We start from the raw sequence: 16,386 nt of genomic DNA, 5'->3' as shown, positions 1-16,386 counted from the left end.
GTCGGGTCGCCCAAGCGCTGGTGTGAGTGAGGACGCTCGGATCAACCGGTTTTCTGATGATAGGCTGGGATAGCTCAAGTTGAGCTTACAGGCAATGCACTTGTCCGTGTGCATGCGGTTTCCGCAACGTAAGCATGCAGTGAATTGGGGGCCGGAACAGCCCCCAATTTCAATCAGCCGATGGCCACGGCTTTGATGTCTTCGTCGATGAAAGGCAGATACTGTTCAAAGTTTTCTGCAAACATCTGCACCAGCTTGTCGGCCTGCTTGTCGAAGGCCGCCTGATCGTCCCAGGTGCGGCGCGGATCCAGCAGAACCTCGGGCACGCCAGGCACCGAGACGGGCACGTCGAAGCCGAAATTGGCATCCTTGCGGTATTCCGCATCAGCCAGCGATCCCTCGAGCGCGGCGGTCAGCAGCGCACGGGTGGCCTTGATCGGCATCCGGCTGCCTACGCCATAGGCACCGCCGGTCCAGCCGGTATTGACCAGCCAGCAGGTGGCGCCGTGCTGGGCGATTTTGTCGCGCAGCAGGTTGCCGTAAGCCTCGGGGCGGCGGGGCATGAAAGGTGCTCCGAAACAGGTCGAGAAGGTGGGCTGTGGCTCAGTGACACCACGCTCGGTTCCCGCAACCTTCGAGGTGAAGCCCGACAGGAAGTGGTACATCGCTTGCGCCGGTGTCAGTCGCGCGATCGGAGGCAGAACGCCGAACGCGTCACAGGTTAGCATGATGATGTTCTTCGGATGCCCACCCAGTGCGCTTTTGGACGCGTTCGAGATGTATTCCAACGGATAGGCGCAGCGCATATTTGCGGTCAGCGAATCGTCGTCGAAATCCAGTTCCTTGGTTTCGGGATCGAAGACCATGTTCTCGATCACGGTGCCGAATTTGCTGGTTGTCGCATAGATTTCCGGCTCGGCCTCGGCATTCAGGTTGATGGTCTTGGCATAGCAGCCGCCCTCAAAATTGAAGGTGCCGCGATCCGACCAGCCATGTTCGTCATCGCCGATCAGCACGCGGGCCGGGTCGGCGGAAAGGGTGGTTTTACCTGTGCCCGACAGGCCGAAGAAGACGGCAGTGTCGACCGGGTTGCCGACCGCGTGGTTGGCCGAACAGTGCATCGGCATCACGCCTTTCTCGGGCAGCATGTAGTTCAGCAGGGTGAAGACGGATTTCTTGTTCTCACCCGCATACTCGGTGCCGCCGATCAGGATCAGTTTGCGGTCGAAGTTCAGCGCGATCACTGTTTCGCTGCGGCAGTTATGCTTGGCCGGGTCGGCCTGGAAGCTGGGGCAGTTGATGATGGTGAAATCTGCGGTGAAATCGTCCAAGTCCTCACGATCCGGACGACGCAGCAGGTGACGGATGAACAGGTTGTGCCAGGCCAGCTCAGTCACCATGCGCACATTGATCGAATAGCTTGGGTCGGCCCCGCCGACGAGGTCCTGCACGAAATAGTCGCGGCCTTTCATATGGGCCAGCATGTCTTCGTAGAGCGCGTCAAAGCCTTCGGGGCTCATGGCGGCGTTGTTTTCCCACCAGATGCTGTCGGCCACGCTGTCGGTCTTGACGACATGCTTGTCCTTGGGCGAACGGCCGGTGAATTTGCCGGTGGTCACCAGAAAGGCGCCGCCGTTGCCAAGGGTGCCTTCGCCGCGCTTCAGCGCTTCTTCGATCAGCGCCGGTTCCATGAAGTTGTAATAGACATTGCCCAGACCCTCGATGCCCTGATCCTCGAGGCGGAATTGCGGGTTAACCCGTCCAGATGTCATGTGTGTCTTCTCCTGTGGCGGCGCGGAGGCATTCGGGCCAATTGCGCCATTGGGGCAGATGCCGATCTAAGACCGGCGGTCAGGCGGGTCTTATCATGGTCGTTCAAGGCATGAACAGGTGGGTTTGACGCAGTTAGCGCAACCAAGTAAAAGTTTAGCGCAACCAAGTATTTCGTGATGAATATGCGGGCTGTTTTCTGGGAAACGATACGGCTTTTTTGTCGCAACTGTGTGGCAACTATCTCACGATTCGCAGATACAGTTTGATTCGCGGCCTTAAAAAAGACAAAAATACCCTACTAATAAGCGGAATACCGCGTATGTGAGCAGGAATGAGGGGCCAACCCGATGTCAAAGATTGCACTGGTGGATGATGACAGAAACATTCTGACGTCCGTATCCATGACACTCGAAGCTGAAGGCTTCGAAGTCGAAACTTATAATGATGGTCAGGCTGCGCTGGACGCATTCAACAAGAAATTGCCGGATATGGCTGTGCTGGACATCAAGATGCCGCGCATGGATGGCATGGATCTGTTGCAGCGCTTGCGGCAGAAGACCCAGATGCCGGTCATTTTCCTGACTTCAAAGGATGATGAGATTGACGAGGTTCTGGGCCTGCGCATGGGCGCCGACGACTACGTCAAGAAACCGTTTTCGCAGCGCCTGTTGGTTGAACGGATCCGCGCGCTGCTGCGCCGTCAGGAAGCGATCGAAGGCGACGCTGGCAGTGTGGCCACAGGTGATACCAAAGTGATGGAGCGGGGCGATCTGCGGATGGACCCTCTACGCCACGCAGTCAGCTGGAAAGGCAATGACGTCTCGTTGACCGTGACCGAGTTCCTGTTGCTGCAAGCCTTGGCGCAGCGTCCGGGTTTTGTCAAAAGCCGCGATCAGCTGATGGATGTGGCCTATGACGATCAGGTTTATGTAGATGACCGGACGATCGACAGCCACATCAAACGCCTGCGTAAAAAGATGCGGGCCGCAGACTCTGAATTCTCGGCCATCGAAACGCTCTATGGTATCGGATATCGGTACAACGAAGAATAGGCGCGGCCGTTTTTAAGGGGTAAAAGGGTCTCGTGCGCGATACTGAACACGCCAATCAAGTGCGCGACGCGGACGTCGTTCTTGGGGATGATTGGGTCATCCCCCTGGACCCCGAGTCTGCCGAGCTGCGGGCCAAACGCTCGCGCCGCAACCTGTTCAGCCTGCGCCATTCAGCACTGGCGCGCCGGATCATTACATTCAACCTAGTGGCTTTGGTCATTTTGGTTGCCGGGCTTCTCTATCTCGACGACTCGCGCAAGCAGCGTGTGCAGCAAACGGCGCGCAATCTGGTTGGCGATGCACAGCTTGTCAGCAACGTGTTTGAAACCCAGCTGCGTCAGCCCGCCCCCGCAGGCGCAGCTGCGCTGGATGTGCGGGACACGCTGGCCGGCCTCAGCCTACCGGAAGGTGGCGAGGTCTTTGTCTATGACGGCACCGGCACGCTGATCGGATGGACGCGGGGCGCCTCAGCTTCTACCGAATTGCCCAGCCTGTTGCGCCAGAATGCAGACAACGCGACCGGAGGCACACTGATCAGCGATGCGTTGAATGCGGTCTGGAACGGCATCTCAGCGGTTTTCAGCAGTTCTGCTGACGTCGATCTGCCCACTTTGGCACAGCGTGTACAAGAGATGATTCCGCAGGCGCTTGATGGCGGGATGCAGGTTCAGGCTGTTAAGGATGGCGTCGGCCAGACCGTGATCGTCGCGGTCGCCCCGATTCTGTTGGATGATGCGCCTGTGGGTGCGGTTGCCATGGCAGGCCCTGCAGGTGAAATTGATGCTTTGGCCCGCAAGGAGCAAGAGCGCATCCTGCAGATGTTCGTCGTGGCCCTGCTGGTGTCCATTGGTCTCAGCCTCGTTCTTGCTTCGACGATCGCCAACCCGCTTGCCGATCTGGCGGCAGCAGCCGAGATGGGCAAGGATCGCGGCACCGGCGTCAATCCGGGACGGATTCGCATACCCGATCTCAGCGCACGTCCGGATGAGATCGGCCGCCTCAGCCAGGCGCTGCGCGGTATGGTCACCGCGCTATATAATCGCATCGATGCGAACGAGCAGTTCGCCGCAGATGTGGCGCATGAGATCAAGAACCCTCTGGCCAGTTTGCAATCCGCTGTCGGCACCATGCGCATGGTCAAGCGCGATGATCAGCGCGAAAAGCTGCTGGGCGTGATCGAGCATGACGTGCGGCGGCTGGATCGTCTGGTAAGTGACATCTCGAACGCATCACGGCTGGATGCAGAGCTGGTAAAGGAAGAGGAACAGCCCTTCGATCTGCTGAAACTGCTGAACAATATCGGCCAGTATCTTGGGGAAGAGGCGCGCACCAAAGGTATCGACTATATCACGGATCTGCCGTCCGATCCGATCGTGGTCAACGGGCTTGAAGCGCGTTTGGCTCAGGTCTTCGTCAACCTGATCACCAACGCCATTTCCTTCTGCGAGGACCAGGACGCGATCCGCGTTTGGGTGCGCCGCCGTGATAACCGCGTGCTTGTTGTGGTCGAAGACACCGGCCCGGGTATTCCGGATCAGGCCCTTACCAAGATTTTCAAACGTTTCTATTCGCAACGCCCGGAAGAGCATTTCGGCAACAACTCGGGCCTTGGTCTGGCTATCTCGAAGCAGATCGTCGAGGCTCATGGCGGTGTGATCTGGGCCGAGAACATTCGCCCGACCGAGGCGGACGCCACCTCCGAACCGCTGGGCGCGCGGTTTGTGGTCGGGCTGCCCGTCTAGGTCATGGGCGGCGGGCTATTTACCGACATCGCAGAGCAAGAAAGCGCATGCATCCATGCCTCTTGCGTGGCCGTAGGGGATGCGGGCTTGCTGATCGTGGGCGCGTCAGGTGCGGGGAAATCGGCACTGGCCTTGCAGATGATGGCCTTGGGCGCGCAGCTTGTGGCCGATGATCGCACTGAACTGACCATGCAAGGTGCACAGGTCATGGCCACCGCCGTCCCGCATCTAAGCGGACTGATCGAAGCGCGTGGAGTGGGCCTGCTACAGGCCGAAGCTGTCAGGTCTGTCCCGCTGTCATATGTGATTGATCTGGATCGGGCTGAGCCGGCGCGCCTGCCTGAACCGACCAACGTGAGAATACTAAAGCAAACTGTTCCCTTGCTTCGCGCCGCCACCGTGCCCAATTTACCGGCAGCATTACTGCAGCTTCTGAAAATGGGACGCGTGAGCCCCGAATGGCCGAACACATGACCGCTCAACGCCGCACCGTATTGGTAACAGGACCTTCTGGCGCGGGCCGTTCGACCGCTATTCACGTCCTTGAAGACCTCGGTTTCGAGGCGATCGACAATCTGCCGATGGGTCTACTGTCGCGGCTCATGGACGGCTCAGACCCGGGCAGCCCGATGGCGCTGGGTATCGATGCGCGCAACCGCGATTTCTCGACAATCGGTTTCATCGAACTGGCTGCGAAACTGGGGCGAATGGAGCAGGTGGACCTGACCATTCTCTATCTGGATTGCAGTGACGAAGTGTTGTTGAGACGCTTCTCGGAGACCCGTCGTCGCCACCCGGTCGCCAGTGATGCAAGCCCGGAAACCGGCGTGCGCCAGGAAAAGGAATTGCTGGCGCCGATCCGAGAGATTGCTGATACCCTGATCGACACCACCGCCCTGAACGTCCACCAGCTGCGCGAAGAAGTTGAGCGTTGGTTCGCCCCCGAAGGCGGGCGTCATCTGGCGGTTTCAATCGAATCCTTTTCTTACAAGCGTGGCCTGCCGCGCGGTCTGGACATGGTGTTTGATTGCCGGTTTCTGGCCAATCCCTATTGGCAACCGGAATTGCGTTCCGCAGATGGTCGAAACCCGGATGTCGCGACCTATGTTCAGTCGGATATGAACTATAGCGCTTTCTTTGACCGGGTTGTCGACCTGCTGATCGAATTGCTCCCTGCGTTCCGGGCCGAGGGCAAAACGCATTTGTCGGTGGCCTTCGGTTGTACGGGCGGCCAGCATCGGTCGGTCGCGGTTGCGGAAGCTGTTGCAAAGGCCCTTGCAGAAGCGGGCCAGCAGGTGTCAATTAGGCACCGCGAAATGGAGCGTCGTTCTTTGAATGTGAGGCCGGGTTGATCGGGATCGTAATTGTTGCACATGGGGGGTTGGCGCAGGAATATCTGTCCGCCACGCAGCATGTGGTTGGTAAACAGCCCGGATTGATCGCCATTCCGATTGAGGCTGACCATGACCGCGAAGAAAAACAGGCTGAAATCTGTCGTGCCGCCGATACTGTCGATCAGGGCGATGGCGTGGTCGTCGTAACCGATCTGTTTGGTGGCAGCCCGTCGAATCTCAGCCTACGAGCCTGTGCGCCGCAGGATCGGCGAATCCTGTACGGCGCCAACCTGCCCATGCTGATCAAACTGGCCAAAAGCCGCCACCTACCGCTGGCCGAAGCGGTGCGTTTGGCGTTGGAAGCTGGACGAAAATACATCAATGCGCAAAATGTGACGCTGGATTGATACCGGATACATTCATATGACGAACAAGAGTTTGAAAATCATAAATGAAAAGGGCCTGCATGCCCGCGCCTCTGCCAAGCTGGTCGAGGTGGTTGAAGGCTTTGATGCACGTGCCGAGGTGTCTCGCGACGGGCTTTCTGCCTCGGGCGACAGTATCATGGGCCTTTTGATGTTGGCAGCGTCGCGCGGAACCACTATTGACGTCGAGACGTCCGGCCCGGATGCTGAGGCGTTGGCAGAAGCTTTGGAAACTCTGGTGAACGATAAGTTCGGCGAAGGGTTCTGACGGCTACGACACCAAGGACGGAAAGACCAGGCAATTGGCGGAAACCACGCACGATACCAAGACAGGTCCTGTAGTAGATCACGACACTGATCAAGGTGAGATTTACGACCGCAGAACCCTGACCTACGCCAACTCGTTTGACGATGCCTGGACGTCTACGGCCATTCGCGCCATTGAATGGTGCACGGGCAAACTGACCATCCTGCGCATGGTCAACAAGTTCGAAAAGCAAAATGAGCATTATCGCGGCCAGAAATTCTGGGGCGGCGCGCTCAAGACCATGGGTATCGATCTGACGACTCCGGCCGAGCAGATCGCCCGCATCCCGAAAGATGGTCCAGTGGTGGTTGTTGCCAACCATCCGCACGGCATGGTCGACGGTATGATCTTCGCCGAACTCATCGGTCGGGTCCGTAGTGACTATCGCATCCTGACCCGCTCGGTCCTGACCGGCCTGGATGAGGCCGCGACCTCGTTCATGATCCCGGTGCCGTTCCCGCACGATCCCGAGGCTCAGGCCAAAATGCTCGAGATGCGCAGCAAGGCGATGAAACATCTGGCCGACGGCGGCGTTGTGGCGCTGTTCCCGTCGGGCGTGGTGATGTCGTCCGATGATTGGTTCGGCCCGGCAATCGAGCGGGAATGGAACGTCTTCACAGCAAAAATGATCCGCCGCTCGGGCGCCAAGGTGGTCCCGATCTTCTTCCCCGGCAGTAACTCGCGCTGGTATCAAGTCGCCAATCAGATTTCGCCGATCCTGCGCCAAGGTCTGCTGCTGCATGAAATCGTCCGTTCCTGCAACAAACCCCAGTCCCCGGTGATCGGCGACCCGATTTCAGACGAAGACATGGCGCTGCTGGAACGTGACCCGCGTGGCTTCATGGCGTGGCTCCGCGATCACACACTCGCCCTCGGCAAGCGCTGATCCTCTCTTCATCTGGCCAAAAGTATCCCGGGAGTGAATTGAGCCACAGGCTCAAGAGAGGGCTGGCCCTCTCAATCTCTATCGTGTCGGTACCGGAACCTCACCGCGATAATCATAAAACCCGCGCTCGGTTTTGCGCCCCAGCCATCCGGCCTCGACATATTTCGTCAGCAACGGGCAAGGGCGGTACTTGGTGTCCGCCAACCCGTCATGCAGCACGTTCATAATCGCCAGGCAGGTGTCCAGCCCAATGAAATCCGCCAGTTCCAGCGGCCCCATCGGATGGTTGGCCCCCAACTTCATGGACTGATCGATAGACTGCACATTCCCAACGCCTTCATAGAGCGTGTAAACCGCCTCATTAATCATCGGCATCAGGATACGGTTGACGATAAAGGCAGGGAAATCCTCTGCACTGGCCGAGGTTTTGCCCAGCCGGTCTACGACTGCCTTACAGGCCTTGAACGTCTCTTCATCCGTGGCAATGCCCCGGATCAGTTCGACCAACTGCATGACTGGGACAGGATTCATGAAATGGAACCCCATGAATCGCTCCGGCCGGTCTGTGCGGCTGGCCAGACGCGTGATCGAGATGGACGAGGTGTTTGAAGTCAGTATCGTATGCGGCTGCAGATGCGGCAGCAGATCTTCGAAAATGGCTTGTTTGACCGTTTCCCGTTCGGTCGCGGCCTCGATCACCAGATCGGTCTGTCCGATATCGGGCAGGTTCAGTGTTGTCGTAATCCGGCCCATTGCAGCCTGAAGCGCCTCATCGGAGATCTTCCCGCGCGAGGCTTGCCGCGCCAGATTGGCCTCGATCGTCGCCAGTGCGCTGTCCAGAGCGTCCTGGCTGATGTCATTAAGCAGAACATCATACTCCGCCAGGGCCATCACATGAGCGATACCGTTGCCCATTTGACCGGCGCCGATCACTCCGACTGATTTTACATCCATGTTCTGGTGCCTTTGCTCGCAGGTTATGGCGACATTATCGGCAGTTCCGGGTGGGCGGCAAGGGGATCGGACAGGTCAAATTCGCTTCAAATGCGCGCATTAGGGCTTTCTCAACACCTGCGGCGGCAAGATGGTAACCGGGTGAAAATTTGGGTGAGTGAGATGAGCTATCAACCGATCGGCGTGAGGGATCCCGCTGAACTTACGTGCAGTTATACGGCGTCGAAACTGCGGTTCCGAGGCCCCAAACGGGCTTTGGACCGGCCTTATGTCGCTTGTATCGGGGGAAAAGAGACTTTCGGTCGATTCGTGGATCGCCCCTATCCGACGATTCTGCAGCAGCGCCTTGGTCGCCGCTGCATCAATTTCGGCAGCCTTTATTGCGGGGCCGAAACCTTATTGCGGGACAGGAGCCTGATAAGCCTCGCCAACGCGTCAGAGCTGTGTGTGTTGCAAGCGCCCGATTTGACGGGCCACACCAATCGCTTCTATCGCGTGCATCCACGCCGCAATGACCGTTTTGTTGCCCCGACGCCAGAGCTGGTGCGGCTTTATCCCGAAGAAGATTTTACGGATATCCACTTTGTGGGTCATTTGCTCGCGCGACTTCAAGCGCATCCTGATTCGCGCTTCGACATCGTCGCGGATGGATTGCGTCAGAGCTGGCTCAGTCATCTGCAAACGGTCTTGAAGGGGTTCGCTTCACCTGTGGTGCTGTTGGCGCTTGAGGTAGATGAAGGCGACAGTGGTCACAACTGTCATGAACGCCTCAAAATCGAGGCAATGATGCTTGGCGCATTGAGTTCATTCTGCGCGGAAGTGGTGCAAATACATGCTCAGGTTTCGGGGGTTTCCGATGATCTTGAGGATGCGTTGTTCGGCACGCTACAGCAGCCTATGGCCGAGCACATGATCGGCCCGGCGACACACCGGCGAATTGCCGAGGTGTTGTCCTCCTCCATTCAGAATGCCGACCTATAACAAAAAAAGGCCCGCCATTGGCGGGCCTCGTAAGATTTTCGACGAAAAATCTTCTCCTAAACTCAGCCGAGTTTCTCGGTCAGTTCCGGCACTGCCTGGAACAGGTCAGCAACCAGACCGAAATCGGCAACCTGAAAGATCGGCGCTTCTTCGTCTTTGTTGATCGCGACGATGATTTTCGAGTCTTTCATACCCGCAAGGTGCTGGATCGCACCCGAGATGCCGACAGCGACATACAGATCCGGTGCAACAACCTTACCGGTCTGACCCACCTGCCAGTCGTTCGGGGCATAACCCGAGTCGACTGCGGCACGCGATGCGCCTACGGCGGCACCCAGCTTGTCGGCCAGGGTCTCTATCAGTTTGAAGTCCTCTTCCGAACCGACACCACGACCGCCCGAGACAACAACGCCAGCCGAAGTCAGTTCCGGACGGTCGCTTTCGGCAACCTTGTCCTCAACCCACTCGGACAGCCCGGGGTTCTCACCGACCGAGATGGTCTCGACAGCAGCCGAACCACCTTCACCCGCAGCATCGAAGCTGGCAGTACGGATGGTGACGACTTTCTTGGCGTCGTTCGATTTCACGGTCTGGATCGCGTTGCCCGCATAGATCGGGCGCTCGAAGGTCGAACCGTCAACCACGCCGGACGCATCCGAGATCACCATCACGTCCAGCAGCGCGGCTACGCGCGGCATCACATTCTTGGCGTCGGTGGTCGCAGGGGCAACGATGTGCTCGTACCCATCGGCCAGACCTACGATCAGGGCTGCGGTCGATTCCGCCAGGCGGTGACCCAGCGAGGCATCTTCGGCAACCAGCACTTTGGACACACCGTCAATTTTCGCAGCAGCTTCACCTGCAGCAGCGGCAGAGCCGCCGGCGGCCAGAACGGTGATGTCACCCAGCGATTTGGTGGCGGCAACGGTTTTGGCGGTGGCGTCGAAGCTCAGTTCGCCATTGTTGACTTCGGCAAGCAGAAGTACAGCCATTACACAGCCCCCGCTTCTTTGAGTTTCTCGACCAGCTCGTCAACCGAGCCGACCACGATGCCCGCAGCGCGCGCCGGGGGTTCATCGGTCTTGACGATTTCCAGGCGTGGAGTGACGTCGACGCCGTAATCGGCGGCGGTTTTCTCGTCCAGCGGCTTTTTCTTTGCCTTCATGATGTTGGGCAGCGACGCATAGCGCGGCTCGTTCAGGCGCAGGTCAACGGTCACGATGGTTGGCATCTTGACGCTGATTGTCTGCAGGCCGCCATCCACCTCGCGGGTGATCTTTGCGGTGTCGCCTTCGATGTCCAGCTCGGACGCGAAGGTGCCCTGCGACCAACCCAGCAGAGCCGACAGCATCTGGCCGGTGGCGTTCATGTCGTTGTCGATCGCCTGCTTGCCTGCCAGAACGATGCCCGGCTGCTCTTCCTCGACCACTTTGGCCAGGATCTTGGCGACGGCCAGCGGTTCGATATCGGTGTGAACATCATCGGCTGCAACAACCAGAATCGCGCGGTCAGCACCCATGGCGAGCGCGGTACGCAGGGTTTCCTGCGCCTGCTTGACGCCGATCGAAACAGCAACGACCTCGTCGGCCTTGCCCGCTTCTTTCAGGCGGATCGCCTCCTCTACTGCAATCTCGTCGAACGGGTTCATCGACATTTTGACATTGGCGAGATCAACACCGCTGCCGTCCGCTTTGACGCGAACTTTCACGTTGTAGTCGATCACGCGCTTGACAGGCACAAGTACCTTCATTTTTGCGTATGCTCCTTACAAAAACGGCAAGCCGCGCAGCGACTCCACCAATGCTCTCGCGGCCTAGATAGCGGGTCGCGATGTCCGGCAACAGAGCAAAATCGTCACGTCATGGGTTCGAGACGTCGCGTTTTGTCATTTTTTCGACAAGAAACGAAATTTAATTTCCCCGCGACGGGTGCGCTCAGCGGTTCGCGCCCGGAATCCAGAGCACATCGTCACGCCCGCCGTCGTTGGCGCAGCGCGCGGCGACAAAGAACCAGTCGCTGAGGCGGTTGAGGTATTTGACCGCAACCTCGTTCACCGGTTCCATATTGGTCAGTTCAACCGCCAGCCGTTCAGCCCGGCGCGAGACAGTGCGGCACACGTGCAAATGCGCGGCCAGACGCGAGCCGCCGGGCAGGATGAAACTGCGCAAGGGCTCAAGCGTTTCGTTCATCGCATCGATCTCGGCCTCAAGCCGATCGATCTGGGCGGCGATGATGCGAAGGGGCGGGTAGTCGGCCTCGGCGTCCTTGTCCATGTCGGGGCGGCAGAAATCGGCGCCCAGATCGAACAGGTCATTCTGAATGCGGGACAGAGCGGCCTCGACCTCACCCTCGGCTTCGGTGCGTGCCACGCCGACGAAGGAATTCAGCTCATCCACGGTGCCATAAGCCGCAACACGCCCGGAATACTTGGCAACCCGTTCCCCGTTGCCGAGTGCGGTTTTGCCGTCATCACCGGTGCGAGTATAAATTTTGTTGAGTACGACCATCTCTTAGCCTCCTTGTCCGCGCAGGTAGACGTAGAGCACGATCAACACCACGGCAATGAACTGAAACAGGATACGCAGCCGCATCATTTTGTTGCTTTTCATCGCAGCATCTTTGCCGGGTTTTCCAAAATTGGCGATGCCCATAACCAGCACGGCGACCACCGCCGCCATGGCCAGAAGCAGTACGACCATCAACAGGTCCATAAGATCACCGTCCGTGTTTTGTTTCGTTGCGCCTGATCTAGCCTCATCGCTCGCAAAAGCGAACGGGTAATTTCGCCTCAGATGTCCGATAGGATGCGGTCGATTGTGCGCGTCGGCAGGATACGGCGCAGATAGCCAGCGATATAGGTAGGTGTGGTGACATAGTACCGGGTGCGCGGGCGTTTGGCTTCAACCGCATGGGCCAGCTTGGTGGTCACGGCCGAGGCGGGTAGTTCGAACTTGTCGGGCCCCGAGGATTCGTAAAGCCGTTTGAGCAGCGATTCCTCGTATCGTTTGCGCAAAGCCGACTTTTCCCAATCGATAAAACGTTCGAAGACCGGAATGGCGTTTTGGCGGATTTTCGAGGTGATCGGGCCGGGTTCGATCAGGATGACTTTGATGTCTGTATCGCGCAACTCCAGCCGAAGCGTATCCGAAAGCCCTTCAATCGCGTATTTGGTGGCGACATAAGCCCCACGCCATGGAAACGCGACGAGTCCCAGAACGGATGAATTCTGAACGATTCTGCCATGACCTTGCGCGCGCATGACCGGAATCACCTGGCGGGTCAGTTCATGCCATCCGAAGACATTGGTTTCGAAAATCTGCCTCAGACCGTCGGTCGGTACATCTTCAACCGCGCCGGGCAAACCATGTGCACCGTTGTTGAACAGCGCATCCAGGGTGCCGCCTGTCTCCTCGAGCACCTGACGCAGGCCCGAGGTGATGGTTTCGGCATTCGTATAATCGATCAGGGGGCTGTCGAAACCCTGCGCGCGCAACCTGTCACAGTCGCGCTGCTGTCGGCATGAGGCAAAGACACGCCAGCCCCGTGCACGCATCCCATGCGCCGAGTCCAGTCCTATTCCGGATGAGCAGCCTGTGATCAGAATCGATTTCTGCATATCGTCCCCGCCTGTGTACCTCGCCCATAGCTACGGCGTGGTTCTGGTCAGGACAATGACACAGTTGCGTCAGTTTGTTGGCTTTCGAACCAGCGATGAGGCGATCCACCCGACCCGTTGTTCGGGCAGCAGGCGCAGGCGTAACCAGCCGGTGCCCGATTCGCCCAGAACCTCGACCCGTTGACCGATTACCCCTTTGGCGATGATCGGATAGATCGTGCCGGGGCCATCGCGCATGTTCACACGGGTACCTGCGATTTCACGGATGTCTTTTTCGGGTTCAATGATTTGCGATTCAGGGGTGACGTCGTCCTGCACCTCGGTCGAGGCCTGCTGCAGCCCGGCGAGCCCATCTTCCAGCGAGGCCAGAGTGAAGCTTGCGCCCTGATCGTCAAACGCGGTGGGTTGATCCAGCGGATCGGCTGCGACTTGTGTCAGAACGACGATAGGGTCGCCCTCGGACTGGGGTTCTGGCTGAACCCGTGCCTGAACCGCGCGGGAGGCGACATTGGTGACCAGCTCTTCGGCTTGGGCCGTTTGCGATGGTGTGGGTGTTGACGCGATACGAACGGGCTGTTCGGCGCGAGTGCCGCGCGGCTCGAATTCCGGTCCACCACTCATCACGTAGAAGCTCCAACCGAGAGCGGCGAAAGTGATAATAATAACGCGCGTCATGGCGCACCCCCTGGCAATCGTAACAACAATAAAAGGCAGCAGTCTTAATGTTTGAGAGGTTACCATAAATCGGGCGTTGTGTCGAAAAATGGGGGAAATCCGATACTTGCCTCCCCCTGTTGCAAAAAGCCCGACTTGCCCCCAGTAAAATATCTGCCGATTGCTTTACCCGCGCGCGCTTGCGTCGTATCACATCATGTATGAACGACACGATCGACGACCCCAATATGGAGGCCCCCGAAGGTGGGGGCGAGATAGCCGAACCGCTGCGCCGCGCGATTGGCGAACGCTATCTGACCTATGCATTGTCCACCATCATGCACCGGGCTCTGCCCGATGCACGGGACGGGTTGAAGCCGGTTCACCGGCGAATCCTCTACGCGATGCGCGAGCTACGACTCAGTGCAACCGGCGGGTTTAGGAAGTCGGCGAAAATTTCCGGCGACGTGATGGGCAACTACCACCCTCATGGCGACGCTGCGATCTATGACGCGATGGCGCGTCTGGCGCAGGACTTCAACGTCCGGTATCCGCTGGTCGACGGGCAAGGGAACTTCGGCAACATCGACGGCGATAACCCGGCGGCCTCGCGTTACACCGAGGCGCGGATGACCATCGTGGCCGAAGCGCTGCTTGAGGGTCTGAACGAGGATGCCGTCGATTTCCGCGACAACTATGATGGCACGCTGACCGAACCGGTCGTGCTGCCCGCGCAGTTCCCTAACCTGCTGGCCAACGGTGCAAGCGGTATCGCGGTGGGCATGGCGACGAATATCCCGCCGCATAATATTTCCGAGCTTTGCGACGCCTGTCTGCATCTGATCAAAACGCCGGATGCGCGCGATGATACGCTATTGAATTACGTTCCCGGTCCGGACTTCCCGACCGGCGGCGTGATCGTTGAGCCGCCCGAGAACATCGCACAAGCCTATCGCACCGGGCGCGGGTCCTTCCGCCTGCGCTGCAAGTTCGAGGTCGAGGACCTGGGCCGTGGCCAATGGCAGATCGTGGTTACCGAGATTCCATACCAGGTTCAGAAATCGAAGCTGATCGAAAAGATCGCGGAACTGATCCAGACCAAGAAAATCCCGATCCTCGCCGATGTACGCGACGAATCCGCTGATGATATCCGCCTGATCCTTGAGCCGCGCTCCAAGAACGTGGACCCTGAGGTGCTGATGGGCATGCTCTATCGCAACTCGGACCTTGAGGTGCGGTTCAGCCTGAACATGAACGTGCTGATCGATGGCGTGACACCCAAGGTCTGCTCAATGAAGGAAGTGCTGCGCGCTTTCCTCGATCATCGGCAAGAGGTGCTGATCCGCCGCTCACGCCATCGTTTGGGCAAGATCGACCATCGTTTGGAGGTCTTGGAGGGCTTTATCGTCGCCTTCCTCAACCTCGACCGTGTGATCGACATCATCCGCTACGACGACGACCCCAAAGCCGCGCTGATGCGCGAAGATTGGGGCATCGATCACGTCCGCGCCACGGACGAGTCCGACTATGTCTCGCCCAAACCGGGCGAGGGCGAACTGTCCGAGGTTCAGGTCGACGCTATCCTCAACATGCGCCTGCGCAGTCTGCGCCGTCTGGAAGAGATGGAACTGGTGCGCGAGCGCGACGAGCTGATGCTGGAACGCGCCAATCTCGAAGACCTGCTGGCCGATCCCGCGCTGCAATGGGCCAAGATCGCCGAGCAGTTGAAAGAGACCAAGAAGACCTTCGGCAAAGACTACGAAGGCGGCGCGCGTCGCACGCAATTTGCTGAAGCTGGACAGGTCGAGGAAGTGCCGCTTGAGGCGATGATCGACAAGGAGCCAATCACGGTCGTCTGCTCACAGATGGGATGGATTCGCGCCATGACCGGCCATATCGACCTGAAACGTGAGTTGAAGTTCAAGGACGGCGACGGTCCGCGGTTCATCTTCCATGCGGAGACGACCGACCGCCTGCTGGTCTTTGCCTCCAACGGACGCATCTATACGGTCAGCGCCGCCAACCTGCCTGGTGGGCGGGGCATGGGTGAACCGCTGCGCTTGATGGTTGATCTGCCGAACGAGGCACAGATCATCGACATCCTGATCCACAAGCCGGGGCGCAAGCTGCTGGTGGCCTCGGATGCGGGCAACGGCTTCATGGTGCCCGAGGATGACGTGCTGGCCCAAACCCGAAACGGCAAGCAGGTACTGAACGTCAAAGGCGACGAGACGGCAATGATCTGTAAGCCGGTCGAGGGCGACCATGTGGCCGTGGTGTCCCAGAACGGCAAATTCCTGGTCTTCCCGACCGAGGAACTGCCCGAGATGACCCGAGGTAAAGGCGTCCGCTTGCAGAAATACAATATGGCGCGGGGGCGGCAGGGCACGCTGGAACTGGATGGCGGCCTGTCCGATATCACCACTTTCAACTGGGAAGAGGGCCTGAAATGGTCCATGGGCGGCGACAAGACCCGGCACGAGGCCGATATGTCCCAATGGCTGGCCAAGCGTGCAGGCGTCGGTAAAAAACCGCCCTACGGCTTCCCGCGGAATTATAAGTTCTCGTGATCTGCGCGCCCGTTTGGTGAAATTATGCCGATACGGCTTGGCACAACCCGTGTCGGTGCGCTACATCCAAAGAAAACAGGCCTATCGAGACG

17 protein-coding genes are annotated in these 16,386 nt (G+C 58.6%); 9 read left to right on the top strand and 8 right to left on the bottom strand.

Going from position 1 to position 16,386, the window contains the following annotated elements; all coding sequences use genetic code 11:
• Positions 1-173: 173 nt before the first annotated feature.
• On the bottom strand, positions 174-1,772 hold the full coding sequence (locus ACR3EM_RS10640; RefSeq protein ID WP_480470672.1) for a phosphoenolpyruvate carboxykinase: 1,599 nt from the start codon (positions 1,770-1,772) through the stop codon (positions 174-176).
• 348 nt (positions 1,773-2,120) lie between these two features.
• Between ACR3EM_RS10640 and ACR3EM_RS10635 the strand changes: the two genes are divergently transcribed.
• Genes ACR3EM_RS10635 through ACR3EM_RS10605 form a run of 7 tightly spaced genes read left to right on the top strand, consistent with a single transcriptional unit; the run spans position 2,121 to position 7,519 of the window.
• Positions 2,121-2,825, top strand: a complete 705-nt coding sequence (locus ACR3EM_RS10635) for a response regulator transcription factor (RefSeq protein ID WP_480470671.1) — start codon at positions 2,121-2,123, stop codon at positions 2,823-2,825.
• Between the two features lie 32 nt (positions 2,826-2,857).
• Entirely contained in the window at positions 2,858-4,567 is a 1,710-nt protein-coding gene (locus ACR3EM_RS10630) for an ATP-binding protein (protein WP_480470670.1), read from the top strand.
• Positions 4,568-4,570: 3 nt separating this feature from the next.
• On the top strand, positions 4,571-5,041 hold the full coding sequence (locus tag ACR3EM_RS10625) for an HPr kinase/phosphorylase (RefSeq protein ID WP_480470669.1): 471 nt from the start codon (positions 4,571-4,573) through the stop codon (positions 5,039-5,041).
• Positions 5,026-5,919 carry an RNase adapter RapZ gene (rapZ, locus tag ACR3EM_RS10620; RefSeq protein ID WP_480470668.1) on the top strand — a complete coding sequence of 298 codons (894 nt, stop codon included), beginning with the start codon at positions 5,026-5,028 and terminating at the stop codon, positions 5,917-5,919. Before ACR3EM_RS10625 ends, rapZ begins: the two co-directional genes overlap by 16 nt.
• Positions 5,916-6,308: a PTS sugar transporter subunit IIA gene (locus tag ACR3EM_RS10615; RefSeq protein WP_480470667.1), complete on the top strand. Its 393-nt coding sequence runs from the start codon at positions 5,916-5,918 to the stop codon at positions 6,306-6,308. The genes rapZ and ACR3EM_RS10615 overlap by 4 nt, the downstream gene beginning before the upstream one ends.
• A gap of 16 nt (positions 6,309-6,324) precedes the next feature.
• On the top strand, positions 6,325-6,594 hold the full coding sequence (locus ACR3EM_RS10610) for an HPr family phosphocarrier protein (RefSeq protein ID WP_039541855.1): 270 nt from the start codon (positions 6,325-6,327) through the stop codon (positions 6,592-6,594).
• Between the two features lie 34 nt (positions 6,595-6,628).
• Positions 6,629-7,519, top strand: coding sequence for a lysophospholipid acyltransferase family protein (locus tag ACR3EM_RS10605; RefSeq protein ID WP_480470666.1), 891 nt, complete (start codon positions 6,629-6,631; stop codon positions 7,517-7,519).
• Positions 7,520-7,597: 78 nt separating this feature from the next.
• Here ACR3EM_RS10605 and ACR3EM_RS10600 read toward each other — a convergent pair whose 3' ends face one another.
• A complete protein-coding gene (locus ACR3EM_RS10600; protein WP_480470665.1) occupies positions 7,598-8,473 on the bottom strand; it encodes a 3-hydroxybutyryl-CoA dehydrogenase in 876 nt (291 codons plus the stop codon).
• 6 nt (positions 8,474-8,479) lie between these two features.
• Between ACR3EM_RS10600 and ACR3EM_RS10595 the strand changes: the two genes are divergently transcribed.
• Positions 8,480-9,454, top strand: coding sequence for a DUF6473 family protein (locus ACR3EM_RS10595; protein ID WP_480470664.1), 975 nt, complete (start codon positions 8,480-8,482; stop codon positions 9,452-9,454).
• 62 nt (positions 9,455-9,516) lie between these two features.
• On the opposite strand, the gene ACR3EM_RS10590 is transcribed toward ACR3EM_RS10595, so the two are convergent.
• The 6 genes from ACR3EM_RS10590 to ACR3EM_RS10565 form a co-directional block, all read right to left on the bottom strand.
• The gene (locus tag ACR3EM_RS10590) at positions 9,517-10,446 is read right to left on the bottom strand and encodes an electron transfer flavoprotein subunit alpha/FixB family protein (RefSeq protein WP_480470663.1); all 930 of its coding nucleotides are present in this window, start codon (positions 10,444-10,446) and stop codon (positions 9,517-9,519) included.
• Positions 10,446-11,204 (bottom strand): electron transfer flavoprotein subunit beta/FixA family protein, encoded by a 759-nt coding sequence (locus ACR3EM_RS10585; RefSeq protein WP_170673809.1) that lies wholly within the window; start codon positions 11,202-11,204, stop codon positions 10,446-10,448. Before ACR3EM_RS10585 ends, ACR3EM_RS10590 begins: the two co-directional genes overlap by 1 nt.
• 184 nt (positions 11,205-11,388) lie before the next feature.
• Positions 11,389-11,961, bottom strand: a complete 573-nt coding sequence (locus tag ACR3EM_RS10580) for a cob(I)yrinic acid a,c-diamide adenosyltransferase (RefSeq protein ID WP_480470662.1) — start codon at positions 11,959-11,961, stop codon at positions 11,389-11,391.
• A 3-nt stretch (positions 11,962-11,964) separates the two neighbouring features.
• Complete coding sequence (locus ACR3EM_RS10575) at positions 11,965-12,165, bottom strand: twin transmembrane helix small protein (RefSeq protein ID WP_480470661.1); 201 nt, start codon at positions 12,163-12,165, stop codon at positions 11,965-11,967.
• Between the two features lie 77 nt (positions 12,166-12,242).
• Entirely contained in the window at positions 12,243-13,070 is an 828-nt protein-coding gene (locus ACR3EM_RS10570; protein ID WP_480470660.1) for an SDR family NAD(P)-dependent oxidoreductase, read from the bottom strand.
• Positions 13,071-13,139: 69 nt separating this feature from the next.
• Entirely contained in the window at positions 13,140-13,745 is a 606-nt protein-coding gene (locus ACR3EM_RS10565; protein ID WP_480470659.1) for an SH3 domain-containing protein, read from the bottom strand.
• Between the two features lie 200 nt (positions 13,746-13,945).
• Between ACR3EM_RS10565 and parC the strand changes: the two genes are divergently transcribed.
• Positions 13,946-16,294: a DNA topoisomerase IV subunit A gene (gene parC, locus ACR3EM_RS10560; protein WP_480470658.1), complete on the top strand. Its 2,349-nt coding sequence runs from the start codon at positions 13,946-13,948 to the stop codon at positions 16,292-16,294.
• Positions 16,295-16,386 lie beyond the last annotated feature (92 nt).

It is taken from the genome of Ruegeria sp. AH3 (genome assembly GCF_056536265.1).
Note: the sequence above shows the minus strand (reverse complement) of the source record. Positions and strands in the feature narration are given on the sequence as shown.

Excerpts from the sequence above, each read along its gene's own strand:
- ACR3EM_RS10610 (WP_039541855.1), top strand. The coding sequence starts at position 6,325 with ATGACGAACAAGAGTTTGAAAATCATAAATGAAAAGGGCCTGCATGCC.
- ACR3EM_RS10625 (WP_480470669.1), top strand. The coding sequence starts at position 4,571 with ATGGGCGGCGGGCTATTTACCGACATCGCAGAGCAAGAAAGCGCATGC.
- ACR3EM_RS10570 (WP_480470660.1), bottom strand. The coding sequence starts at position 13,070 with ATGCAGAAATCGATTCTGATCACAGGCTGCTCATCCGGAATAGGACTG.
- ACR3EM_RS10580 (WP_480470662.1), bottom strand. The coding sequence starts at position 11,961 with ATGGTCGTACTCAACAAAATTTATACTCGCACCGGTGATGACGGCAAA.
- ACR3EM_RS10640 (WP_480470672.1), bottom strand. The coding sequence starts at position 1,772 with ATGACATCTGGACGGGTTAACCCGCAATTCCGCCTCGAGGATCAGGGC.
- parC (WP_480470658.1), top strand. The coding sequence starts at position 13,946 with ATGAACGACACGATCGACGACCCCAATATGGAGGCCCCCGAAGGTGGG.
- ACR3EM_RS10635 (WP_480470671.1), top strand. The coding sequence starts at position 2,121 with ATGTCAAAGATTGCACTGGTGGATGATGACAGAAACATTCTGACGTCC.
- ACR3EM_RS10585 (WP_170673809.1), bottom strand. The coding sequence starts at position 11,204 with ATGAAGGTACTTGTGCCTGTCAAGCGCGTGATCGACTACAACGTGAAA.
- ACR3EM_RS10590 (WP_480470663.1), bottom strand. The coding sequence starts at position 10,446 with ATGGCTGTACTTCTGCTTGCCGAAGTCAACAATGGCGAACTGAGCTTC.
- ACR3EM_RS10575 (WP_480470661.1), bottom strand. The coding sequence starts at position 12,165 with ATGGACCTGTTGATGGTCGTACTGCTTCTGGCCATGGCGGCGGTGGTC.
- rapZ (WP_480470668.1), top strand. The coding sequence starts at position 5,026 with ATGGCCGAACACATGACCGCTCAACGCCGCACCGTATTGGTAACAGGA.
- ACR3EM_RS10565 (WP_480470659.1), bottom strand. The coding sequence starts at position 13,745 with ATGACGCGCGTTATTATTATCACTTTCGCCGCTCTCGGTTGGAGCTTC.
- ACR3EM_RS10600 (WP_480470665.1), bottom strand. The coding sequence starts at position 8,473 with ATGGATGTAAAATCAGTCGGAGTGATCGGCGCCGGTCAAATGGGCAAC.